At 61.9% G+C, this 24129-nt stretch carries 22 protein-coding genes and 1 other RNA gene; 4 read left to right on the top strand and 19 right to left on the bottom strand.

The features are described 5' to 3' along the window. Positions 1-156: 156 nt before the first annotated feature. From WNY80_RS19465 to WNY80_RS19535, 15 genes are all read right to left on the bottom strand, one after another. A complete protein-coding gene (locus WNY80_RS19465) occupies positions 157-984 on the bottom strand; it encodes a GGDEF domain-containing protein (protein ID WP_342889068.1) in 828 nt (275 codons plus the stop codon). A gap of 121 nt (positions 985-1105) precedes the next feature. Then, positions 1106-2074: a UDP-N-acetylmuramate dehydrogenase gene (gene murB, locus WNY80_RS19470; RefSeq protein ID WP_342889171.1), complete on the bottom strand. Its 969-nt coding sequence runs from the start codon at positions 2072-2074 to the stop codon at positions 1106-1108. 5 nt (positions 2075-2079) lie between these two features. Further along, on the bottom strand, positions 2080-3504 hold the full coding sequence (gene murC, locus WNY80_RS19475; RefSeq protein ID WP_342889069.1) for a UDP-N-acetylmuramate--L-alanine ligase: 1425 nt from the start codon (positions 3502-3504) through the stop codon (positions 2080-2082). After that, positions 3501-4628 carry an undecaprenyldiphospho-muramoylpentapeptide beta-N-acetylglucosaminyltransferase gene (murG, locus tag WNY80_RS19480; RefSeq protein WP_342889070.1) on the bottom strand — a complete coding sequence of 376 codons (1128 nt, stop codon included), beginning with the start codon at positions 4626-4628 and terminating at the stop codon, positions 3501-3503. Before murG ends, murC begins: the two co-directional genes overlap by 4 nt. A 4-nt stretch (positions 4629-4632) precedes the next feature. After that, entirely contained in the window at positions 4633-5787 is a 1155-nt protein-coding gene (gene ftsW / locus WNY80_RS19485; protein WP_342889071.1) for a putative lipid II flippase FtsW, read from the bottom strand. Beyond that, positions 5780-7201, bottom strand: coding sequence for a UDP-N-acetylmuramoyl-L-alanine--D-glutamate ligase (murD, locus tag WNY80_RS19490; protein WP_342889072.1), 1422 nt, complete (start codon positions 7199-7201; stop codon positions 5780-5782). The genes ftsW and murD overlap by 8 nt, the downstream gene beginning before the upstream one ends. Positions 7202-7204: 3 nt before the next feature. Further along, positions 7205-8308, bottom strand: coding sequence for a phospho-N-acetylmuramoyl-pentapeptide-transferase (gene mraY / locus WNY80_RS19495; RefSeq protein WP_342889073.1), 1104 nt, complete (start codon positions 8306-8308; stop codon positions 7205-7207). Between the two features lie 20 nt (positions 8309-8328). Further along, complete coding sequence (locus WNY80_RS19500) at positions 8329-9762, bottom strand: UDP-N-acetylmuramoylalanyl-D-glutamyl-2,6-diaminopimelate--D-alanyl-D-alanine ligase (protein ID WP_342889074.1); 1434 nt, start codon at positions 9760-9762, stop codon at positions 8329-8331. Next, entirely contained in the window at positions 9759-11228 is a 1470-nt protein-coding gene (locus WNY80_RS19505; RefSeq protein ID WP_342889075.1) for a UDP-N-acetylmuramoyl-L-alanyl-D-glutamate--2,6-diaminopimelate ligase, read from the bottom strand. The genes WNY80_RS19500 and WNY80_RS19505 overlap by 4 nt, the downstream gene beginning before the upstream one ends. Positions 11229-11308: 80 nt before the next feature. Then, positions 11309-13045: a penicillin-binding protein 2 gene (locus tag WNY80_RS19510; protein WP_342889076.1), complete on the bottom strand. Its 1737-nt coding sequence runs from the start codon at positions 13043-13045 to the stop codon at positions 11309-11311. Continuing rightward, positions 13042-13398 (bottom strand): hypothetical protein, encoded by a 357-nt coding sequence (locus tag WNY80_RS19515; protein ID WP_342889077.1) that lies wholly within the window; start codon positions 13396-13398, stop codon positions 13042-13044. The genes WNY80_RS19510 and WNY80_RS19515 overlap by 4 nt, the downstream gene beginning before the upstream one ends. Positions 13399-13401: 3 nt before the next feature. Continuing rightward, positions 13402-14427: a 16S rRNA (cytosine(1402)-N(4))-methyltransferase RsmH gene (gene rsmH / locus WNY80_RS19520; RefSeq protein WP_342889078.1), complete on the bottom strand. Its 1026-nt coding sequence runs from the start codon at positions 14425-14427 to the stop codon at positions 13402-13404. Between the two features lie 26 nt (positions 14428-14453). Then, positions 14454-14882, bottom strand: a complete 429-nt coding sequence (gene mraZ / locus WNY80_RS19525; protein WP_342889079.1) for a division/cell wall cluster transcriptional repressor MraZ — start codon at positions 14880-14882, stop codon at positions 14454-14456. A 453-nt stretch (positions 14883-15335) separates the two neighbouring features. Then, positions 15336-15695, bottom strand: coding sequence for an SH3 domain-containing protein (locus tag WNY80_RS19530; protein WP_342889080.1), 360 nt, complete (start codon positions 15693-15695; stop codon positions 15336-15338). A gap of 122 nt (positions 15696-15817) precedes the next feature. Next, the gene (locus WNY80_RS19535) at positions 15818-16381 is read right to left on the bottom strand and encodes a helix-turn-helix domain-containing protein (protein WP_342889081.1); all 564 of its coding nucleotides are present in this window, start codon (positions 16379-16381) and stop codon (positions 15818-15820) included. Positions 16382-16526: 145 nt separating this feature from the next. Between WNY80_RS19535 and WNY80_RS19540 the strand changes: the two genes are divergently transcribed. After that, positions 16527-16985, top strand: a complete 459-nt coding sequence (locus WNY80_RS19540; RefSeq protein WP_342889082.1) for a (2Fe-2S)-binding protein — start codon at positions 16527-16529, stop codon at positions 16983-16985. Position 16986: 1 nt separating this feature from the next. Then, the gene (locus WNY80_RS19545; protein ID WP_342889083.1) at positions 16987-19230 is read left to right on the top strand and encodes a molybdopterin cofactor-binding domain-containing protein; all 2244 of its coding nucleotides are present in this window, start codon (positions 16987-16989) and stop codon (positions 19228-19230) included. Positions 19231-19283: 53 nt separating this feature from the next. On the opposite strand, the gene WNY80_RS19550 is transcribed toward WNY80_RS19545, so the two are convergent. Next, entirely contained in the window at positions 19284-19946 is a 663-nt protein-coding gene (locus WNY80_RS19550; RefSeq protein ID WP_342889084.1) for a 5-formyltetrahydrofolate cyclo-ligase, read from the bottom strand. Positions 19947-20136: 190 nt separating this feature from the next. Between WNY80_RS19550 and WNY80_RS19555 the strand changes: the two genes are divergently transcribed. Further along, positions 20137-20541, top strand: coding sequence for a DUF427 domain-containing protein (locus tag WNY80_RS19555; protein WP_342889085.1), 405 nt, complete (start codon positions 20137-20139; stop codon positions 20539-20541). Positions 20542-20631: 90 nt separating this feature from the next. On the opposite strand, the gene WNY80_RS19560 is transcribed toward WNY80_RS19555, so the two are convergent. Then, positions 20632-21105, bottom strand: coding sequence for a ferritin-like domain-containing protein (locus tag WNY80_RS19560; RefSeq protein ID WP_342889086.1), 474 nt, complete (start codon positions 21103-21105; stop codon positions 20632-20634). Positions 21106-21305: 200 nt separating this feature from the next. Further along, an RNA gene (gene rnpB, locus WNY80_RS19565) (RNase P RNA component class A) lies at positions 21306-21731 on the bottom strand. Between the two features lie 249 nt (positions 21732-21980). On the opposite strand from rnpB, the gene WNY80_RS19570 reads away from it, so the two are divergent. Next, positions 21981-23369: an MATE family efflux transporter gene (locus WNY80_RS19570; protein ID WP_342889087.1), complete on the top strand. Its 1389-nt coding sequence runs from the start codon at positions 21981-21983 to the stop codon at positions 23367-23369. A gap of 177 nt (positions 23370-23546) precedes the next feature. Here WNY80_RS19570 and WNY80_RS19575 read toward each other — a convergent pair whose 3' ends face one another. Beyond that, entirely contained in the window at positions 23547-24059 is a 513-nt protein-coding gene (locus WNY80_RS19575) for a transglycosylase SLT domain-containing protein (RefSeq protein ID WP_342889088.1), read from the bottom strand. Positions 24060-24129: the final 70 nt, after the last annotated feature.

Genomic DNA, 24129 nt, shown 5'->3' on the forward strand with positions numbered 1-24129 from the left:
TCAACACCAACAGGAAACTCAACACCACCTCTTCAAACCGAAACCGCTGAAGATACGCCCGGTCAATGTGCTCCCCGCTTCGAAACGCGCGCAAATGCGTTCCGTCCGTTTTTGCGACATCACCCCTGCTCTCTGACAATGTCAGCCGACAAAGGCTCAGGCGATCTTGCTGCGGGGCGCAGGCCTCACGTCGCCAATGTTACCCGTCTCGTAGCAAAGCACGATCTGGTCGCGTCCGCCGGTCTTGGCCGCATAAAGCGCCTTGTCGGCGCGTGAAAACACCTCTCCGAATTTCTCTTCCGGCAATGCCCGGGCCACCCCTCCCGAAACGGTGACGGAAAACCCGGCGTCATCGGCTTCGATCCGCATGCCGGCAATCCGCCGGCGGGCGATCTCGCCAAGCGCTGCAAATTCGCCGAAAGGCATGTCCCGGCAGAACACCGCAAACTCCTCGCCGCCGATCCGTGCACATGTGCACGTGTCGGGGAACACCTTCGCAAGCGCCTCGCCAACCTTGGCAATCACTGCGTCCCCGGCGAGGTGCCCGTAAGTGTCATTGATGAACTTGAACTGGTCGAGGTCGAGCACCAGCATCGCCTTGTCCTGGTCGCAGCGGTCGAACTGGTCGAGAAACGCACGGCGGTTGGCAAGCCCGGACAGCATGTCGGTCCGGCTCAACCGTTCGAACTCCGTCCGCGACACGCCAAGATCATGGATCGCAAACCCGACCGGAACATAGGCAAGCACGGCAAGGATGAATGTAATGGGTGGTGTCAGAACCGTGGCGATGATCAGCGCCGAACCAAGCCCGTAGGGAAGCAGGTCGAACGCGTAAAGCAGGAAATGGGCTCCAAGATTGAGGCCATAGGCCACCAGTGCCACCTTGCACGCCACCCAGACGGCCTTGCGGCAAATGTCGCGGTAGCTGGCAAATCCGCCGAAAAACAGCTGGTCGACAATCCACCCGCGGATAACGCTGCCCATGAAACCACTCCCCTTCACCAGGCAGGTTTTAGGCATGCCGCGTTAAGAATTTGTTTCCATTAAGCGTTTCCGGTGAAACCGCCGGAAGTGCCGGGTGCGCGTCGTACACTCGGCGATTGTATCAAACCATCTGACCTAGAAATTCCTGCACCACCTGCTCCGGCTCGAACAGCCCCAGCCGCTTGATCTCCCATTCGAGCCTGACGCCCGAACTCTCGAGCACCCGTGCACGCACGGTTTCGCCAAGGTTTTCGAGCTCGTAGCCCGAAGCCGTGCCGGTGTTGATCATGAAATTACAGTGCATCGGCGACATCTGCGCCCCGCCAACGGTCAAGCCGCGGCAGCCGGCCTTGTCGATTTCCTTCCAGGCTGAACTGCCCTCGGGGTTCTTGAAGGTCGAGCCGCCGGTCTTCTCGCGGATCGGCTGCACCGTCTCGCGGTGATGCTGAACCGCGTCCATGGCTTCACGGATCTCGGTCTTGTCGGCCGGCATGCCTTCGAAAATCGCGCGGGTGAAGATCAGGTCCTTCGGCGCCGAGGAATGCCGGTAGGCATAGCCCATGTCGGCGTTCGACAGCACATGCCGCCCGCCCTTGCGGTCGATGGCATGAACTTCGACAACCCGTTCGCGGGTTTCCACCCCGTTGGCCCCGGCATTCATGCGCAGGGCGCCGCCGATGGCGCCGGGAATCCCGTGGTAGAAATGAAACCCGCCAAGCCCGGTCTCGAGCGCCAGCGCCGCCAGATGCTTGTCCGGGCAGACCGCACCCGCCGCAAGCCGCGTGTCCGACACCTGCTCCGCGCGTCCAAACCCCTTGGCCGACAGGCGGATCACAACGCCCGGAATGCCGCCATCACGCACCAGCAGGTTGGAGCCGATGCCGACCGGAAGCACCGGAACGTCCTCGGGAAGCGCTGCAAGAAAAGCCGAGAGATCATCCTCGTCAAGCGGCTGAAACAGAAGTTCCGCCGGCCCGCCGGTCCGGAACCATGTCACCTTTGACATCTCCGCATTCGGCGTCATCCGGCCCCGGACATCGCCGAGCTTGCCGTCAAGCGATGCCAGCAGCTTTTCGCCATCGACCTGCAGCGGCTTCATGCACCGCCCCCGGCCTGAGGCTTGAGCGCATTGAGTTCCTTGGGTAACTGGTTGGCCCATTGCGTGATCGTGCCGGCCCCGAGACAGACAACGTAATCGCCCGGCTTGGCGATCTCGGCGATCAGCGGCGCCAGCGCCGACGGTCCGTCGATCAGCCGTGCGTCGCGATGGCCGCCAGCCTTCATGCTTGAGACCAGATGCGCGGAATCAATACCTTCGATCGGATCTTCCCCGGCCGCATAGACCGGCGCCATGATCACCGTGTTGGCGTCGTTAAAACAGGCGGAAAAATCATCGAACAGGCTTTCAAGCCGCGAATAGCGATGCGGCTGGGCAACAGCAATCACCCGGCCCGGGCAGGCATCACGGGCAGCAGACAGCACCGCCTTGATCTCGACCGGATGGTGGCCGTAATCGTCAAACACCTCGACGCCGTTCCAGCTGCCGGTGTTGGTAAAGCGGCGCTTGACCCCGCCAAACTGCCCCAGGCCCTTGGCGATCTGATCCGGCGTCAGCCCCAGTTCACTGGCAACGGCAATCGCCGCAACCGCATTGGAGACATTGTGCTTGCCCGGCATCGGCAACCGCAGATCCTTGAGCTCGACCGTCTCGCCCGACTTGCGGCTGTGGATCACCACATCGAACACCGAAACCGGTCCGTCCATGCGGTGATTGGAATAGCGCACGTCCGACTGCGGGTTTTCACCATAGGTGATGACCCGGCGGTCCTCGATGCGGCTGACCAGCGCCTGCACTTCCGGATGGTCGAGGCACATCACCCCGAAGCCGTAAAACGGCACATTCTCGACGAACTGCCGGAAGGCTGCGCGCACGGCATCGAAGGTGCCGTAATGATCAAGGTGTTCCGGATCGATATTGGTGACGACCGCAATATCGGCAGGCAGCTTGAGGAACGTGCCGTCGCTCTCGTCGGCTTCCACCACCATCCACTCGCCCTCACCCATGCGGGCATTGGTGCCGTAGGCGTTGATGATGCCGCCATTGATCACCGTCGGATCAAGTCCGCCTGCTTCCAGAAGCGTCGCCACCATCGAGGTTGTCGTGGTCTTGCCGTGGGTGCCGCCAATCGCAATCGCGTTGCGGAACCGCATCAGTTCGGCCAGCATTTCGGCCCGGCGCACCACCGGCAAAAGCCGCTCGCGGGCAGCCATCAGCTCCGGATTGTTCTTCTTGATCGCGGTCGAGACCACAACGACTTCCGCGTCTCCGAGATTGGCGGCGGAATGGCCGATATGCACCTCGATGCCCTTGTCGCGCAGCCGCTGCACATTGGCGCTTTCGGACTGGTCAGAGCCCTGCACCTTGTAGCCGAGATTGTTGAGAACCTCGGCAATGCCGCTCATGCCGATGCCGCCGATGCCGACAAAATGCACCAGGCCGATAGTTTGTGGCATCTTCATGCGGGCGAACTCCTGAATTGATCTACACTGACGCCCTCCGCAATAGCTTCTGCCAGATTGGCAAGCAAGCGCGCGGCATCAGGTTTTCCCGTGGCCTGGGCGGCAGCGGCAGTCGATGCCAGCCCGGCGGGATCGTTCATGCGGTCGGCGATCATGTTGGAGAGAACCTGTGCGGTCAGCTCCGATTGCTTGACCACGCTGGCGCCACCCTTGGCCATGAGAGCCTGTGCATTGGCGGCCTGGTCATGGTCGAGCGCAAACGGATAGGGCACCAGAATGGCCGACCGGCCAATCACCGCGATTTCAGATACCGTCGAGGCGCCGGAGCGCGAAACCACCAGATGCGCAGCCCCGATACGCGCCGCCATGTCGGTGAAGAATGGCGACACCTCGGCCTTGACGCCCAGCTCCTCGAGCCGTTCGCGGACATGGGCTTCATCCTCGGGCCGCGCCTGCTGGGTGAGTTCCAGCCGCGCGCGCAACTCATCAGGCAGCAAGGCGATCGCCGAGGGAATCGTGTCGGAAAAGAATTGCGCACCCTGGCTGCCGCCGAACACCACCAGCCGGAACGGCTCGCCGTCAACCGAAGGCACATAGGGAATGGCCGCAGCGGCGATGACTTCCGGGCGCACCGGATTGCCGGTGATCACGGTCTTGTCCGCATATCTGCCCGTGCCCTCGGGCAGGAACCCGCCGGCGATGGCCTTGACCCGCGAGGCCAGCGCCTTGTTGGCCCGCCCCATCACCGCGTTCTGTTCATGCAGCATCGTCGGCAATCCGGCATTCGATGCCGCCAGCAGCGGCGGGATCGTCGGATAACCGCCAAACCCGATCACCGCATCGGGCCGGATCCTGCGGATCAGCGCACCGGCTTCCCGCACCCCCTTGAACAGGGTCCACAGCGCCTTGATCACCTTGACCGGGTTTTTCGAGCCTATCGTGGCCGAGCGCACAACATGGATCTCGGATGCCGGAAACTTGCCGGAAAACCGCTCGGCGCGGCTATCGGTGACCAGGTGCACCCGGTGCCCGCGCGACGTCAGCTCATGTGCCAGCGCCTCGGCCGGAAACAGATGCCCGCCGGTGCCGCCCGCCGACAGCAGAAAAAGCTTGCTCTTTGCCATCGCTCTATTCCGCCGCCACGCTCGCCACGGGCCGGTAGACGGTGCGTGGCTGGGCCCTGCTTTCCGGCCTGCGCCGGGTCAGGGCCAGCACGAAACCTGCCGTGATCGAGACCGCGATCATCGACGACCCGCCATAGGAAATCAGCGGCAGCGTCATGCCTTTGGCCGGAAGCAATTCGAGATTGACGCCGATATTGATGAACGACTGGAAGCCGATCAGCAACGACAGGCCGGCAACCGCCAGGCGGGTGAAGTCATCCTGTTCCTGGCCGGCCCGGATGAGCCCGCGGATGACCACGAACCCGAACAGCGCCACCAGAACCATGCAGAAGATGATGCCGAATTCCTCGGCCGCAACGGAGAAAACGAAGTCGGTGTGGCTGTCTGGCAGGATCCGCTTGATCGTGCCCTCGCCCGGCCCCTGGCCCAGCCAGTCGCCGCGGATGATCGCCTCGCGCGCAGTATCGACCTGGAAGCTGTCGCCTTCGCCGAACAGGAAGCCGTTGATGCGCTCGGCCACATGCGGGAACATGAAATAGGCGGAGATGAACCCGGCAATGGCGAAGCCGCCAAGCAGCGAAATCCAGAACCAGGACATCCCCGCCATGAAAAACATGCCGCCCCAGACCGCTGCCGTCAGCATGGTCTGGCCCAGGTCAGGTTGGGCGACAAGCAGCGCCGCCACAATGCCGAACAGGATGATGGCAAACAGGTTGCCTGGAATTTCGGGATGCCGCGAGCGCTCCGAAAACAGCCAGGCACAGATCACCACGAAGGCCGGCTTCATGAACTCGGATGGCTGGACCGAGAGCCCGAAAATCGAAACCCAGCGCCGTGATCCCTTGATCTCGACGCCGAAAAACAACGCCATGATCATCATCAGGATGGATGCGACCAGCAGCAGCAATGCCGTGCGGCGCACCAGCCGCGGGCTCATGAAGGACACACCCACCATCACCCCCAGCGCCGGAAGCAGATAGAAGCCATGACGCTCGACGAAATGAAAACTGTCGAGCCCCAGCCGCTCGGCCACCGCCGGGCTGGCGGCAAACGACAGCATCAGACCGATCCCCATCAGCGCGACAAAGGCCGCCAGGAAGAGACGATCGATGGTCCAGAACCAGTCTGCGACCGGTCCACGTTCGACGCGGCTAACCATGGTGTTCTCCATTGTTTTCAACATCGATGAGCATGTCGATATCACTCAAACCCGACACCAGGCTGACAAACGCGTCTCCCCTGACCTCAAAATTGCGGTACTGATCGAAGCTTGCGCAGGCAGGCGACAACAAAACCGCTGGCATCTCTGCCGCATCCGATGCCGCGTCGCGCGCTGCTGACGCCACTGCGTTGTCCAGCGTGTCTGAAATTTCAAACGGCGCATGCGCTCCAATGGTCGCGGCAAAACCGGCCGCCGCTTCCCCGATCAGATAGGCCTTGGCAATACGTGGAAAGAAAGGCTCCAATGCGGCAATGCCACCCTCTTTCGGCAAGCCGCCGGCGATCCAGTAGATGTGCTCGAAGCTCTGCAGCGCCGGCGCTGCGGCTTCGGCATTGGTCGCCTTTGAATCATTGACGAAGACAACCCGCCCCCGCCGTGCCACCGGTTGCATCCGGTGCTTGAGACCGGGAAAGACGGCAAGGCCAGCGCGGATTTCGTCCGCGCTCAATCCGACAGCCAGACAGGCAGCGATGGCGGCAGCAGCGTTTTGTGCATTGTGCGCACCGCGAAGCGTGGCAATTCCGCCCAGGTCCGCCAGATCATCAACCGTGCCGCCCTTTGCCCGGCGGATCAGCGATCCTTCTGCAAACAGGCCTTCACTCAGCGGATGATCCTTGGAAATCCGTTCGACCGTCCGGCCCTGGCTTTCCAGCCTGTCGGCTATGCCGCGGCACCAGTCGTCATCGACACCGATGATCGCCACGTCGCTCTGCGCCACAAGCCGCGCCTTGACGTCTGCGTAGTGCTGCATCGAGCCGTGCCGGTCGAGATGATCCGGGGTCAGGTTGAGCAGCAGCCCGGCGCTCGGGTCGAGCGAGGGTGCCAGATCGATCTGGTAGGACGAGCACTCGACAACGTGAACCCGGTCGGCCGCAGGCGGCGCCAGTGTCAGCACCGCAGTGCCGATATTGCCGCCCAGCTGCGCATCCCGGCCGCTGTGCGCAATCAGGTGCGCAATCAGCGCCGTGGTGGTGGATTTGCCGTTGGTACCGGTGATCGCGATGAACGGGCTTTTGGGCGCATGCGCCCGCCGCTCGCGCACGAAGATTTCGACATCGCCGATGATCTCGACACCGTGGCTTGTTGCCAGCTCCACCGTCCAGTGCGACTTCGGATGCGTCAGCGGTACGCCCGGCGCCAGCACCAGCGTGTGAAGCGACGCCCAGTCCAGGCCGCGCAGATCGGCGACGGGAATTCCCTCGGCTCTTGCTGCGTCAACCTGGGCCGGATTGTCATCCCATGCCGAGACGTCGGCCCCGCCGGCCAACAGCGATCTTGCGGTGGCGAGGCCCGAGCCCCCCAGTCCGAAGAGCGCCACGCGTCTGCCGCGAAATGTCGACGCCGCGATCATCGATCACCTCAACTTCAGCGTCGCGAGACCGATCATCGCCAGCCCGACCGAGATGATCCAGAACCGGACCACAACCTGACTCTCGGTCCATCCCAGTTTTTCGAAATGATGGTGGATCGGCGCCATCAGGAACACCCGCTTGCCGGTCAGCTTGAACCAGCCGACCTGAATGATCACCGACAGCGCTTCGATCACGAACAGGCCACCGATGATCGCCATGACGATCTCGTGCTTGGTGGCGACAGCGACAGTGCCGATCAGCCCGCCGAGCGCCAGCGAGCCGGTGTCGCCCATGAAGATTGCCGCCGGCGGCGCGTTGAACCACAGGAACCCGAGACCGGCGCCGATCACCGCGCCGAGGATCACTGCCAGCTCGCCGGTGCCGGGCACGAAATGGATCTGCAGGTAATTGGCAAACACCGCGTTGCCCGCCAGATAGGCGATGGCGCCGAACGAGGCCGCGGCGATCATCACCGGCACGATCGCCAGCCCGTCGAGACCGTCCGTGAGGTTGACGGCGTTGCCGGCCGAGACGATCACGAAAGCGCCGAAGACGATGAAGAACCAGCCCAGATCCAGCAACAGATCTTTGAAGAACGGAAACGCGATCGAGGAGCCGAAGGTCGACCCGTTGATCGTCGGCGCCGCCATCGAGGCCTGCATGATGAAGTACACCGCCAGCCCGGCGATAATGAACTCGATCCCCAGCCGAGCCTTGCCCGAAAAGCCCTTGTCGCTCTGCTTGGTCACTTTCAGATAGTCATCGTAAAAGCCGATTGCGCCAAATCCGAGCGTCACCAGCAGCGTGGTGACCACGTAAACACTCGACAGATCAGCCCACAGCAGCGACGAGCCGACAATGCCTGCCAGGATCATCAAGCCGCCCATGGTCGGCGTGCCGGCCTTGAGGAAATGGGTTTGCGGTCCGTCAGCGCGAATTGGCTGTCCCCGGCCCTGCCGCACCTTCAGTGAGGCGATGATTCGAGGTCCGAACAGAAACACGATCAGCGCCGCGGTAAACATCGCGGCACCGGTCCTGAAGGTGATGTACCTGAAAAGATTGAAAAACTGGACCTTGTCCGCCAGATCCACCAACCAGATGAGCATGATTTCGGTCCCCGAGCCGTTTAATCTTGAGTGCTGCTGTCAGACAGCACCGGATAGTTGTCAAGCAATGCCTTAACAATACGGCCGAAGCCAATGCCGAGCGATGACTTGACCATCACCACATCGCCATCTCTCAAAACCGTCTTGAGATACTCGGCCAGTTCGGTGGCTTCGTCCCTGTAGACGGTCTCGATGTCTGTTCCCAGCTCATCGCGCAGCGCCCGCATTTCCGGACCGGCGAGACAGACCAGATCGGCGCCCGCATCCTTTACAGGCCCGGCCAGATCGCGGTGCACCTGTTCGGAAAAGCGGCCCATTTCCAGCATGTCGCCAAGCACCGCGATCCGCCGTCCCCTGAGCCGCACCGGCGTGTCGCGCATCAGCTCGAGAGCAGCGCGCATCGAGGCCGGATTTGCATTGTAGCTTTCGTCGATCAGCGAGAAGCTGCCGCCATCAATCTTCAACTCGTGCCGTGCACCGCGGCCCTTTTCAGCCGAAAGCCGGGCAAGCGCATGCACTGCCTTGGCAAGGTTCGCCCCGGCAAGCTGCACGGTGCCAAGCACCGCCAGCGCGTTCTGCACCTGATGCCGGCCCGGCGCGCCGATCTTGGCAGCCAGATCTTCAGGGCCGATCCTGGCGGTAATCGTCGAGCAGTCGGGCAACAGCTTGCATTTGAGCAGCCGGAAGTCGGCCTTGGCGTTTTCGCCGAAGGAATGAACATGGCTGACGCCGAGTTCTCCTGCTCGCTTTTTCAGCAAGCTGTATTTCTCGTTGTCACGGTTGAGCAGAATGTGACCATCCTCGGTCAGCCCTTCCATGATCTCGGATTTTGCCGCCGCGATTTCGGTCAGGTTCTTGAAATTGCCCATATGGGCTGCGGCAACCGTCGTGATGATGGCAATGTGCGGCTGTACCATCTTTACCAGCGGCCGGATTTCGCCGGGATGGTTCATGCCGATCTCGAACACGCCGTAGGCTGTGCTCGCGGGCATCCGCGCCAGCGTCAGCGGAACGCCCCAGTGATTGTTGAACGAAGCAACCGAGGCATGCACCTCGCCGCTCGGCTCCAGCGCCTGGCGCAACATTTCCTTGCTCGAGGTTTTGCCCACCGAGCCGGTCACGGCAATAATTCGCGCCTCCGAGCGGGCCCGTGAGGCGCGTCCCAGATCCTCTAGAGCGGCCAGTACGTCATTGACCACGATCATCGGCGCGGTCAGCCGGCCAAGTGCGGGCAATTTCGATTCCGACACGACCAGCAGGCTTGCCCCGTTGGCCACAGCCACACTGGCAAAATCATGCCCGTCGAACCGGTCGCCCTTGATCGCGAAGAAGGCGTCACCTTCGCCCACGGTCCGGCTGTCGATGGAAATTCCGGTCACGCCATCCGGCAGGGCGCCGACCGGACGCCCGTCCATCGCTTCGATCATCTCTTGCGAGGTCCACAGCAGGGTCATGCCTTGAGCTCCTCCAGTGCCTTGCGAATTTCGGCATGGTCGGAGAACGGCAGCACCTTGTCGCCGATGGTCTGTCCCTCTTCATGCCCCTTGCCGGCAACAATGAGAGTGTCGCCGGCGTCAAGCATTCCGACCGCCTGACGGATCGCCGCCGCCCGGTCACCGATCTCCGTCGCGCCCTTGGCCGCAGCCATGATTTCGGAGCGGATCGCGGCCGGGTCTTCCGAGCGGGGATTGTCATCGGTAACGATAACCACATCGGCAAGCCGCGTCGCGATTTCGCCCATGATCGGCCGCTTGCCGCGGTCCCGGTCGCCACCGCAGCCAAACGCCACGATCACCCGTCCGGTGGTAAAAGGCCGCACGGCCTCCAGCACGTTTTCCAGTGCTTCCGGCTTGTGCGCGTAATCGACATAGGTCGGCGCACCCTGGGGCGTGGAGCCGATCAGCTCGAGCCGCCCCGATGCGCCGGAAAGATGGTCAAGCGCTGCCATAGCCTTGTCTGCCGATGTTCCGCTGGCGATTGCCATGCCGGCGGCGACAAGCGCGTTGGCGATCTGGAAATCGCCCGCCAGCGGCAGATGCACCTCGAAAATCCGCCCGTCCATGTGAACTTCGGCAACCTGCTTGTCGCGCAGATGCTCAACCCGCTTGAGGTTGAGGAAACCGCCCTTGCGGCCAACCGTCAGCACACGCGCACCGGCCCGTTCGGCCACCTCGACGGCCTTGTCCGACCAGCGGTCGTCAGCAAAGATCACCGCCGGTCCGCCCTTGGGCAAAAGCGTATCGAACAGCCGCATCTTGGCCGCCATGTAGTCTTCCATGGTCGGGTGATAGTCCATGTGGTCGCGGCCCAGATTGGTAAAACCCGCGACGCTCAGCGCCACGCCGTCGAGCCGGCGCTGGTCAAGCCCGTGGCTGGACGCCTCCATCGCGGCATGGGTCACACCTTCGCTGGCAAGCTCTGCCAGCAGCCGGTGCAGCGCAACCGGGTCCGGCGTCGTCAGCGTGCCGTATTCCGTACGTCCGGGCGCCACCACCCCGGTGGTGCCGAGCATCGCTGCCTGTTCGCCGGCATGGGTCCAGATCTGGCGCAGGAACGAAGCAACGGAAGTCTTGCCGGCGGTCCCGGTCACGGCAGCCATCACCCGCGGCTGTGGTCCGAAAAAGGCTGCCGCCATGCGCGCCAGCGCCAGCCGCGGATCATCCGCCCGCAGCACGGGAAGTGCGATGTCCGCAAGATCTGCATCACGGCCGGCAACGATCGCCATGGCACCCCGGGACGCGGCCTGGGCGGCAAACCGCGCGCCATCGGTCTTCACGCCTGCAAGTGCGAAAAACAGGTTGCCCGGCTCGACCATCCGGCTGTCGGCGGTCAGTCCGGTAACCGGAAGCCCGGTATCGGCTGCTTGCGGCACCGCAAGAGATCCGGGAGACAGGGCGGCGATCAAGGCGGACAGTTTCATGAAATGCTCTGGTCTTTCATTGCTGTGGCAAAACCCGGTTCACTCTAATATCAGCGAAGCCCTGCCCGCCACTTGTGTTTTCAGTATGACAGCGACAATGCCTGCGTGTCATTTCCAAACCGCGGCCGGACGCCGAGGAAGGCTGCGGACCGGCGAATGATGGCGCTAACCATGGGGGCCGCATTAAGACCCGCCGTGGCCGAATGCGCGCCCTCCTCCGGCTTCGGCTCGTCGATGACAACCAGCACCACATAATCGGGGTTGTCGATCGGGAATGCCGAGAGAAAGGCGTTGAAACGCACGGCAGATGAATAGCGCCCATTGACCACTTTTTCCGCCGTGCCGGTCTTGCCGCCAACACGAAATCCCTCGACTTCCGCACGGCGTCCCGACCCTTTGGCGACATTGAGTTTCATCAGCTCGCGCATGCTGTCGCTGGTCGATGGCTTGATCACCTGGACGGCAACCTTGTCGGCTTCCTCGACGGTGCGCGGCAGGAAGGTCGGCTCGATCAGCTTGCCGCCATTCATCAGCGCCGCCGCGGCAACCGCCGTCTGCAGCGGTGTTGTCGACACGCCATGCCCGAAGGAGATGGTGATAGAATTGATCTTCTTCCATTCCGCCGGCTGGTGCGGTGTGGCGACTTCAGGCAATTCTGTCTGCATCCGGGTCAGCAGGCCCAAACGGGTGAGAAACTCCTTGTGCCCGGGGATACCGACGAGATCGGCCATCCGGGCAGTTCCGATATTGGAGGAATAGATGAAGATCTCCGGCACGCTGAGCACCCGGTTCTTGCCGTGAAAGTCCTTGATGGTGAAACCGCCGATGCGGATTGCCCCCCGGGCATCGAATGAATCGGACATCTTCACCAGCCCGGAATCAAGCGCCATCGCCGTTGTGAAGGCCTTGAAGGTCGACCCCATCTCGTAGGTGCCCGCCGACATCCGGTTGAGCCGGTCTTTTTCCAACGCTTCCACCGGGTTGTTCGGGTCGTAGTCCGGCAGCGACGACATGCCGATCACTTCGCCGGTATGCACGTTGAGCACCACTCCGGCGGCAGCAATGGCCTTGTAGCGGTCCATCGCGGCGGCAAGCTCGTCGCGCAGCACGTGCTGCACCCTCAGATCGAGCGACAGCCGCACCGGCTTCATGTCCTCGTTGACCGTCAGCCCCGCCGCAGCCAGGTCACCGAGCCCCTGCCCGTCGACATATTTCTCCATCCCGGCAATGCCCTTGTTGTCGATGTTGACGTGGCCGACAACATGCGACGCCGTCGGCCCGCCGGGATAGAAACGCCGTGTTTCCGGCCGGAAGCCGATGCCGGGAATGCCGAGCGCAAGGATCTGGCTTTGCTGCTTGGGCGTCAGCTGCCGCCTGAGCCACTGAAACCGCGAATTGGAAGACAGTTTGCGGTGAATGCCGCGCATGTCGAGATCGGGCAGAACCGTGGCAAGCAATTCGACCGCCTCGTCCGGATCGACAATCTTGTTGGGCTCGGCAAACAGCGACACCGTGCGGATGTCGGTGGCCAGCACCTCGCCATTGCGGTCGAGCAGGTCCGGCCGTGAAATCAGCAACTGGTCGGCACGTACAATCGAGGAAACCGTTTCCGGCGAGCGCATTCCATATTGCACCAGCCGCGCCCCGATAACCGAGTAGAACACCCCGAAACAGGCAATGGCGATGATGATGCGGTTCTTGGCCTGCGTGCCCTGCGCCTTGCGCACGCCCTCGAATTCGAGCGGTGTGCGGCCACGGCCACCTGCGGCGTTGTTGGCTGGCTTGAGCCCGGAGATAAGCGTTCCCAGATTTTTCATCGCTGCACAGACCCCGTCGTCAGTTCCGCATCGGTTGCACCGTCCGCCACTTGCGGTTCGAAGTCGCTTGCCCGCCCGGGCAGTTCATCCGGCTCGGCCATTTGTTCCGGCGCTATCGGTTTCAATCCGAGTTCGGCCTCGAAGGCTGTCGAAAGGCGCTGCAGCCGCGAGGGCTGATTGAGCAGGCTCCAGTCGGCTTCCAGCAGGTCGATGGTTTCTTCCTGCAGTTTGATCTCGGCCTGCAGCTCACGCACCTGGGCCAGCTTTTCCTCGGCTGCGTGCTTGATCTGGTAGGTCACTGTGGCGGCGGCGATCATCGCGCCAACAAGCACCAGGTCGAGAGTTCGCAACATGGCTCAGCCTCCGAGCGCCGCAAGCGCGGCAAGGTTGGGGACGGGAAGAATATCGGCGTCGGTTTTTCCGGCAGGCGCTGTTGTGCGCAGGCCGGCGCGCAATTTGGCCGACCGCGAGCGCGGATTGATCGCGCATTCCTCCTCGCCCGCCGTCAGCGGCTGCTTGCCGATCAGCGTAAACGTGGATTGCCGCTCGGCCACCATCGGCAGATGCCGCGAGCCTGATGCCTTGCCGGCGCGGTCCTGGAAGAAGCGTTTGACGATGCGGTCTTCGAGCGAATGAAAACTGACCACCACCAGCCGCCCGCCGGGCTTGAGCGCCCGTTCGGCGGCAAACAGCGTGCGGGCGAGTTCGCCAAGCTCGTCATTGACGTAGGTCCTGAGCGCCTGGAACACCCGTGTCGCCGGATGGATCTTGTCCTGCGGCCGCCGCGGCGAAACCTTCTCGATCAGCCCCGCCAGTTGCCGGGTGGTCTCAAACGGCGCCTTCTGCCGCTCCGCCTCGATGGCGCGCGCGATCCGTCCCGCTTTGCGTTCCTCACCCAGGATGCCGAAAATACGGGTCATGTCGGATGGCTTGGCCCGGTTGACCACATCGGCGGCGCTGACACCCGATTGCCCCATGCGCATGTCGAGCGGTCCGTCGCGCATGAACGAAAAGCCACGCTCGGCTTCATCGATCTGCATCGACGAGACGCCGATATCGAGCACCACACCATCAAGGCTTGCCTCCTCGACATGATCGAGCAATTCGGAAAACTTCGCATGAATGAGCTTGAGCTTGCCGCCCGAAGCCTCGACCATTGCAGCTCCGGCTGCAATCGCATCGGGGTCGCGGTCAAAGGCGATGACCTCGGCACCGGCATCGAGAATGGCGGCGGTATAACCGCCCGCGCCGAAAGTACCGTCGACTATGGTTTCGCCCGATGCAGGTGCGAGTGCCGCCAGAACCTCGCGGAGAAGAACCGGAATGTGGCGGACAGGTCCGCCTTGGACGTCAGTTTCACCCTCGCCCATGTCCGCCGCCATTCCGTTTCTCCATCCGTTGCGGACGGTCAGGAAATGGCCGTCCGTTCTTTCCGGGCTTGCGACTGCATTTCCTCGAATGCCGTCGGCTCCCAGAGCTGAAAATGATCGCCCCGCCCCGCGAACGTCACCTTGTCGGTGATGCCCGTGAAATCGCGGATAAAATCCGTCACCAGAAGCCGTCCCTCGCCGTCGAGCTTCATGAATACCCCGCCGCCATGAATGAGCAGCGACATCTTGTTGGCTTCCGCAGAGAACGGGTCCTGCGACCCGATCATCCGCTCGAAGCGCTCGAGCACCTCCGGCCCGGCCATCGAGACCGCCGGAAACACGAAATCCTGCCAGGCGTAGAGCTCTTCGACCGCCGATCGCGCCAGCACAGCCCGAAACATCGATGGCACGGATACCCGTCCCTTCGCGTCGATCCTGTTTGTCGCATTCGACAGGAACCGGTTCATGACTCTGTACCGCCGCTTCCGCCTGTTGGCCCCACTCCATCGACCCTCCGCTTCGCCTCCATTTCATCGCGCATGCAGGACTCTGGGCGGCGAGGACCGCCTGCGCGGTTCCTGGCTGGAACCGCAGTCCGGATTTGGATGAAACGGCGGATGCCCGCCTGCTGATCTTGGGCATTTGGGATAACATGGGCCACCATGGGCGTCAATGGGAACCACTCCCCTCCGCCACTCGAGTTTGACCCATTAATATCCTGTCAAGATTAACGAAGGGTTAGGAATGGTGGACAGAGTGTGAACGGCCGCAAGCAGCGGCGAAAACTGCCGCCCGCTTCGTGCCGGGGTTCATCGTCATGTCGGGGATTGTCCAAGCCACCGCCGCACCCGCAGTGCTGCTAGCAGGGTCGGGACCGCTCAGGCGGCCACTCCGCCTGGTGTCAAATCAGGCCGCTGCGCTCAGGGGCAAACACCGGCCGCATCGATGTATTTGCGCGACACCCAGCCGGATGGCATTGGCGTTCCCCACAATGGCCGCATGCATTGTCCCGACATGCAGGTGATCGCATACCAGTTGCCGCGCCGGTCATAGACCGACACTTCGTCACCCCGGTAGACTTCGCCAGTCTGCTGGTAGCTCGATCCCGGCCCCGTGCGAACGGCCAGAAAGCCGTTGCCGCGGGCGTGGTTGTACTGGCTGATCGGTTTGACCCCGACGACAAATCCGGTGCAGTCGCCCGCCGATGCCGGACCGCTTGCCAGGGCGGCAAAGCCTGTCAGCGACAGGACGAGCAAAACGGATCTGATCGAGAAAGCCATGTCTGTTTCCTTCAGCACAGGAGGAGAGGCAACCGAGCCCCAATGTGCGCAAAACAGCGGATCGCCGCATTGACGTGGATCAACGGCCCCGGCTTGCACGAGACCGCAATCGACACGACCGGTCAGGCTTCACCCAGCATCACCATCGTGCACTGCTTCAACGTCGCAAGCAGGCTTTCGAGATGCGCGGCATCGTGGGCGGTAAACTTGAAGCTCGACGAGCTGGCATAAAAGAACTCCGCAAGCCGCTCCGGGCTGCTGCCCTTTACCGCGAGCGCCTCCGTGTGCCTCTCGAAAAGCCCTGCCAGCAGATCGATCTTGCCTTGCTCGACCTTCCGCTGGGCCTCGGTTCCCTGATCCCAGTAGCTGACCATGAGATCACTGGAATCCGGCATCTGCTTGATCTGGTCGAAAAACCTCACGATGGCGCAATCGAGAAAGATATCGATCCGCTCGCTGATGCTGGCCGCAGAGCGCCAGGCTTGCGTCACCTCTTCGACGACCCGGTCGGAGATCAGCTGCATCGCTGCCGCCATGACCTCGTCCTTGTTGGAAAACCGCGCATACAGCGTCGGCCGTGAAATGCCGGCCTGCTCGGCGATATCGCCCATCGTCGCCTTGCGCACGCCATAGCGCGAGAACACGTCAATTGCGGCATCCAGTATTTTTTGTTCGCGCTCGCTCATGCTAAACAACTTGACATTTATTGTATAATTGTAAAATGGTTTCTTCGATCCCGATTGGAAACGTGACCATTTGCCACCCGCCTGGCCATGTTCCGGTCTCCATATACCCTGTTTGACGATCACTGCTGCTGCTGGAGGCATGCCGATGAAACTTACCGTAGACGGAAAAATTCATGAGGTCGATGTCGAACCGGACATGCCTCTGTTGTGGGTCTTGCGCGACGAACTCGGCATCACCGGGGTGAAATATGGCTGCGGCATCGCCCAGTGCGGCGCCTGCACGGTCCATGTCGATGGCGTTGCCATCCGCTCCTGCCAGCAGCCGGTGGGCGATCTCGAAGGCGCGGTCACCACCATCAACGGGCTTGGCACACCGGACGCGCTGCACGCCGTGCAGGCCGCCTGGATCGAGCATCAGGTTGCCCAGTGCGGCTACTGCCAGTCCGGCCAGATCATGTCCGCCGCAGCCCTGCTGTCGGAAAACCCGGCGCCCAGCGACGAGGACATCAATGATGCCATGAGCGGCAATCTGTGCCGCTGCGGCACTTACCCGCGCATTCGCGAAGCGGTGAAGACCGCCGCCAAAACAATCCGGAGCGCTTGATATGGGCCGTTTGAAAACAATCACCCGCCGCGCCTTCCTGATCGGCTCGGTCGCAGTTGCCGGCGGCGTCGCCTTCGGCGCCTATATGGTCAAGCGCCCGCATGACAATCCGCTGCTGGCCGATCTCGGCGACGGCGAAGCCGCCATCACACCTTACGTCCGCATCGATGCCGACGGCGTCACGCTGATCACCCCGCGCGCCGACAAGGGCCAGGGCGCCTATTCGGTGCAGGCGGCATTGATCGCCGAAGAGCTTGATGTCGAACTCGATCAGGTCAAGGTCGATCCAGGCCCGCCCTCGCCCGCTTACTGGAACACCGCACTTGCCGACGAAGCCGCCCAGTTCATGGTGCCGGGCGACGGCATCGGCAACCAGGCTGCCTATGGCGCGCTTTCGGCGATCATGAAACTGATCGGCATGCAGATCACCGGCGGCTCGACCACGGTTCCCGATGGCTTCGTCAAGCTACGGCAGGCTGGCGCTGTCGCCCGCGAAACCCTCAAGCTTGCCGCTTCGAAAAAATCAGGCATTGCCGTTGCTGATTTGAAAACCAAAGCAGGCGAAGTGCTGCTTCCCGATGGCACGTCTCTGTCCTATGCCGAATTGGCGCCGCTGGCAGCAGATATCGAACCACCACAGGGCATCGAACTGCGGCCCGCATCTCAATGGCGCCTGATAGGCAAGCCGATGCAGCGTGTCGACATCATCGCCAAATCCACCGGCACGCTCGATTACGGCATCGACCACAAGGTCGACGGCATGGTCCATGCAGCCATCAAGCTCAATCCGGCCCAGATCGGCCCGCTGCTCAGCTTCGATGCGGCCGAGGCGCTGAAAATGCGCGGCGTCAAGGAAGTCGTTCCCGTCACCGGAGGCATCGCCGTGATCGCCGACAACACCTGGCGCGCCTTCCAGGCTGCCGAAATGGTCGAGGCCGAATGGGGCCCTGCCCCCTTCCCGGCCACCATGGACGAACATTGGGACACGCTTTCGGCCAGCTTCACAGACGACCTCCGCGACAGCCGCAAGCGTGATGATGGTGATGTCGAGATCGCAATCGCCGAAACCAGCAACCTCGTTAAAGCAGAATACCGCGCGCCGTATCTGGCCCATGCCCCGCTGGAGCCGATCAACGCCATCGTACGTATTGACGATGACAGTGCAGAGGTCTGGACCGGCACCCAGGTTCCGCGCTTCATCCAGAACAATGTCGGCAAGATCGCCGGCATCGATCCGGAAAAAGTCATCGTCCATGCGCTCTATATCGGCGGCAGCTTCGGCCACCGGCTGGAGGATGAGGTGGTCAAACAGGCGGCCGAAATCGCCGTGCAGATGAAGGGCACTCCGGTCAAGCTCACCTACTCGCGCGAAGAAGACCTGAGCCATGATTTCACCCGCCAGATCGCCATGGCACGGATGCGCGGCACCGTCCGCGACGGCCATATCGAGACCTATGATCTCGGCATCGCCATGCCCTCGGTCGTGGTCTCGCAGATGGGCCGTCAGGGCCTCTCCGTCCCCGGTCCCGACAGCCAGATCGTCGCCGGCGCCTGGGACCAGCCCTTCGCCATCCCTAACCAGCGGGTCACCGGTTACCGCGCCCCTGAACTGGCGCCGATCAGTTCCTGGCGCTCGGTCGGCGCTTCATCGAATGGCTTCTTCTACAACGCCGGCCTGGATGAACTGATCCACGCGGCAGGCGCGGATCCGCTGGAAGAACGCCTGCGCTTGTGCAGCACCCCTGAGGCCCGCAAAGTGCTCGAGGCAGTGGCCGAAATGTCAGGCTGGGACGGTGTTCTGGGCAACGGTCGCGGCCGTGGCGTGGCGCTAACCCAGTCCTTCGGCGTCCACTGTGCCGAGGTGATCGAGGTCACCAGCACCGAAGACGGCATCAGGATCGACAAGGTCTATGTCGCAGCCGAAGTCGGCACCGTGGTCGATCCGGTCAATTTCGACAATCTGGTCAAGGGCGGCGTTGTCTTCGCGCTTGGCCACGCCATGAATTGCGAAATCACCTACACCGACGGCATTGCTGATCAGAACAATTTCGACAGCTATCAGGGCATGCGCATGTATCAATGCCCTCAGATCGAAGTTCGCGGCCTTGAAAACGGCGAGCATGTATTCGGCATTGGCGAACCGCCCGTGCCGCCCGCAGCCGCAGCCCTCGCCGGTGCCATCTTCGCCGCGACCGGCACACGACTGAGGGAAATGCCGTTCAACAAGTTCGTCGATTTCGTCTGATCAATCCTGCCCCGGTCGAAAGGCCGGGGCCAGTTAGCCACGTCGGGCTGCCGTCAGCGAAGCTCGAGAACCGAACCGTCGCCGAGCACAACCTTCTTCATCGGGATATCCCATGGCATCGGGAAGATCGTCTTCATCCGTGCAAACGGCTGGCCGACGCCGATGATCATCAGATCGTCGGGCAACCGCGCCAGCGTGCGGTCGTAGTAACCGCCGCCATTGCCGAGCCGGTAGCCCTCTTCATCCACACCGACCAGCGGAACGATCACCACATCCGGCACCACCGGCCCGAGATCGGCCGGCACCGGAATGTTCCAGATGCCCTTGGCCATGGCGCTGTCGGGTGACCAGCGGTGAAACTCCACCGGCTCGTTCTTCTCCACCACCACCGGCAGGCAGATCTGTGCACCGCGTTCGCTGGCGTCCACCATCCAGGGATGCAGATTGAGTTCGCCGCGGATCGGCCAGTACACCGCAATCGTCCGCCCGGTCACATCGCCGAGAATTTCAGTCAGCCGCGTGGATATCGCCGCAGCCATCACCTTGCGGTCTTCAAGCGAAACCTGTTGCCTTTCAGTATAAAGCCGGGTCCGTTCGGCCTTGCGAAACACCGAGACATCTTTCCAGGTCTGCGGATCGACAACATGGCCGTCGACCAGCATATGCGCAAAGCAGACAGTGGATCCGGGGGCTTCTTCATCATCATCATGGGTCATGGCGCCGATATAACACCCGGGACGGACCGCTGCACTTGCCTGATTGCGTCATGCTCCGTCTCACGAAAAGGCACAGTCTTAACGGCCGGCAGACGGGTGAGCGGCGCCGCCCCGTATCAAACAGGCCTGTTTGATGGTAAGTCATATAACCGCCGGTTTCCGGCATGAAGCGCGAAAAACGGGTGACGAAATGCAACCATCAAATGCGGCCAACACCAACTTCCCGATGCTGGAAGGCGCCATTCGAAACCCTGACAACCCCAACCATCTCATGGTCGTCAGACCGGTCAGGCGAACGGTTCGCGTCTATGTTGACGGCACCTTGATTGCGCAGACACAAAACGCACTGCGCGTCATGGAGATGGGAAAATCACTCTATGATCCCGCACTTTACATTCCCGCGTCGGACATCATCGCCACACTTGATCCGCTCGACAAGACCACCCACTGCCCGCTGAAGGGCGATGCCAGCTACGTCACCCTCAATGGCAATGAAATAGCCTGGACTTACGACCGGCCCCTGGAGGTCTCCAGACAGCTCGCCGGACACTACGCATTCTGGCCGGACAAGGTCAAAATCACCGAAGGCGATTGATCCGGCGCGCAGAAAACAAGCGGGCGGGAGAACCGGCAATCTCCGGCTTATCCCGCCCGTCGATTTTGGGATGACGTTCCCGCTTACGCGCTATTCCTCGTTGATCGAGGACACGGCCAGGTTGGTCAGCTTGCTGTTGGCCGCCTTCTCCTGGTCGAGAATGTCGGACAGCAAATCATGGGCTTCCTTGTGACCGAGCACCTTGGCCCATTCGCGCAAGGTGCCGTAACGGGCGATCTCGTAGTGCTCGACGGCCTGGGCTGCAGCGATCAGGGCAGCGTTCTTCGCTACACCTGTTGCCTCTTCGATGATGCCGTCAGTCTCCTTGATCAGGCCTTCGATTGCGTCGCATTTTTCACCGGACGCCTTCTTGCCGATCGACTGAAACACCTTTTCAAGCGTTTTGATCTGGCCCTTGGTTTCCTCGAGATGCTCGCCGATCGCGTCCTTGAGCTTCTTGCCGTTGGCGGCCTGCTGAACCTTGGGGAGCGCTTTCACCAGCGCATTTTCGGCGTAATAGATGTCTTGCAGGGTGTGTTCAAAGGCATCGGACAGGGTTTTCATGGCACGTTTCCTTTCAAACAGATGATATCGCGACGACCGCGGATTTCGGGCAGTTGGTCTGGGGTGACCTGGTTCCGGTGCGACAGGACATCGCGTCCGGTCTGGCGCTCAACGAAGCTGATGGAGATTGGTTCCCGGACACCCGGCGTAAGGGCGCGGCGGCAACACGGTCCCGCAAGCGACGTCTTCATAAAAGTGAAAGTGCCAGTCGGCCTGTAAGCCGGGTTCTGTATGGCCTCCGCCCGGAGACGAAAACGTGGCAGCCATTCCTCTGGGGTACGCGTTACCGCGCACCTCAAGCAACCTACCCGGATGATCAACCCCGGAAAAAGGGCCGGGCTTGCGCCCTGCGTCATCCCTATTCGGTCTTGCTCCCGGTGGGGTTTACCGTGCCGCTTCCGTTGCCGGTCGCGCGGTGGGCTCTTACCCCACCCTTTCACCCTTACCCTGCCCGTCAAATGACCGGACGAACCGGCGATAAGAAGGCAAGGCGGTTTGCTTTCTGTGGCACTTTCCCTGGGGTCGCCCCCGCCGGACGTTATCCGGCACCGTTTATCCGTGGAGCCCGGACTTTCCTCGCCCTGCTGTCTTTCGACGTTGCAAGGCGCGGCTGCCCGGCCGACTGGCGCGCCCTCCTTAGACCACAGAGCCAGCGATGACCAGAGAAATGCTGGCCCATCCGGCAGGCCGGCCAATTGACAATCCCGGCACACGGGATTATCGAGCGCTCAGGGTGAAGGCCCCTGCCGCTCGCTGGCTTGTCCATGGTGAAGTCCTTCGCAATTCTCTCATCCACCGATTTCGGTCGAATGCGGTTTGATGGCAACGCGAGCGCCCTTCTTGTTTCCGCATCCAGACACTGAAAGAGGTTTGTGATGACAGGATCGTCTACACCCGAAGAAAATATCTACCTTGCCGGTTCACTGCCGGCCCTGTTTGCCAGGACCGCCACGCCGATCATCGTGGTGATGGGCGTCAATGGCCTGTTCACCGTGGTCGATGCCTATTTCCTCGGCGCCTATGTCGGGGCCGATGCGCTCACCGCGGTCACCCTGATGTTCCCGCTCTACATGCTGCTGGTCGCCCTTTCGACGCTGGTCTCGAACGGTTTCGCCAGCGTTTTTGCGCGTCTTATCGGCGGCGGCGAGCGGGATCGGGCCCACACCGTGTTTGCCCAGGCCGTGCAACTGGCGCTCGTGGTCTGCGTGATCCTGATCGCGCTGTTCCTTCTCTTCGGCAACGCGCTCAGCCTCATGGCCGCCAATGGCGATGCCGGCCTCGCCGGGATGGGCTACACCTATATCTCCATCCTGATCCTGTGTTCGCCGCTGGTCTTCGTGTTGTCGATCAGCATCGCCTCGCTGCGCAGCGAGGGCTTGCTTACCGCGATGGCGGCGATCACGCTGATGTCGGCGCTCCTGAACATCACTTTCGACTATCTCTTCATCGTCCAACTCGGCGCGGGCGTTGCAGGCTCCGCTTACGGAACCGTGCTGGCGCAGTTCTGTGCGATGGCGGCAGTGCTGATCTACCGGTCACGCTCGGGCAGCAAGAGCGGGTCCCGCCGTGGGGTGCACGGGTTCGGATACAGCCATTGGGGCGAACTGCTCGCACTCGGGGCACCATCGAGCCTGGGCTATATCGGCCTGTCGCTTTCGGCCGGACTGACACTCTACTGCCTGCAGCTCTGGGCCGGAGAGACCTATGCCGCAACCGCCGGCGCATTCGGCATCATCACCCGGCTGATTACCTTCAGTTTCCTGCCCCTGCTGGGACTGAGCATGGCCTTCCAGACCATCGCCGGCAACAATTACGGCGCGAAACTGGCGGCGCGAACCGACAGAAGCATCGTCCTGGCGTTGACAATCGCGCTGATCTATTGCGTGACCGTGGAGCTGATATTCCTGTCCGCCCGCAGCGAGATCGGCTTCATCTTCATTGACGACAGCGCGATCGTCGGCGAGATCGCCCGGATCCTGCCTTACACTGTGATGGCGATGTTCATCTTCGGGCCGCTGATGATGATCGGCTCCTATTTTCAGGCGATCGGCGATGCCCCGCGGGCCGCGCTGCTGGGGCTGTCGCGAACCTATCTGTTCGCCCTGCCTTTGACCTTCGCACTGCCCTTCTGGTTCGGTGAACCCGGGATCTGGTACGCAGGCATCGTCGCCGAAATGCTGGTGCTGATAACGACAGTGCTGGTGCTGATGCACCGCGGCAAGTCACGCGGCAACCGCTGGGGTCTGCTCGAAGCACGGAGTTGAGGTCAAACGTGACAGTGGCCTTGGGCAATCCACCATCAGCCATTGCGGAAACCACCATTCGAAAGCAGAACGGCCGCCAGACTGGCGGCCGTAATTATTTTGCTTTCAGGAGGAACCTATTTCATCGAGCCGCGTTTAGGCTTTGCCAGGCTGATGAAGAAAGGGTTACCTCCGGCCTTACTTCATCAACCGGGAAACCTTGCCGCAATAGCGCTTGGAGACCGGGTTCATCCGCTTGGCGCCGTGTCCGGCGTTGTATTTGAGGATGGTGCCGCAGGTCGTGCCGCCGCCGAGCTGGTGTGCCTTGGCGAGATACAGCATGCCGTATTTGATGTTGGTTTCGGGATTGTAGAGCCCCTTGGTCGAACCGCGATAGCCCATCATCCGCGCTGTCGCAGGCTTGATCTGCATAAGCCCGACCTCACCGGCAGCGCCCCGCGCCTTCGGCCGGTAATTGCTTTCCACCGAGATCACCGCGTGAGCCAGCGCTTCGGGAACGCCGTTTTTCTTGGCGTAGCTGGAAATCAGCTTGCCGTAAGGCCGCTTGGAATATCCAAAGCTCATGCTGGAGCTCTTGATCTTGCCATTGGAGATCGAGCCGGTTGTCCCCTTCGATGTTCCGGAGGTTTCGCAGCCCGAGAGCGCAAGGGAAATCAGGGCCACCGCAGCAGCCGTAAAAAAGAGACGCATATTTTGAATTACTCCGATGGCGCCTTGCCCAACCGTTCATCGACGAGGACGGGATATACCCCTGGCGCGT

The sequence above is a fragment of the Hoeflea sp. AS16 genome, assembly GCF_038900095.1.
Lineage (GTDB): Bacteria > Pseudomonadota > Alphaproteobacteria > Rhizobiales > Rhizobiaceae > Hoeflea.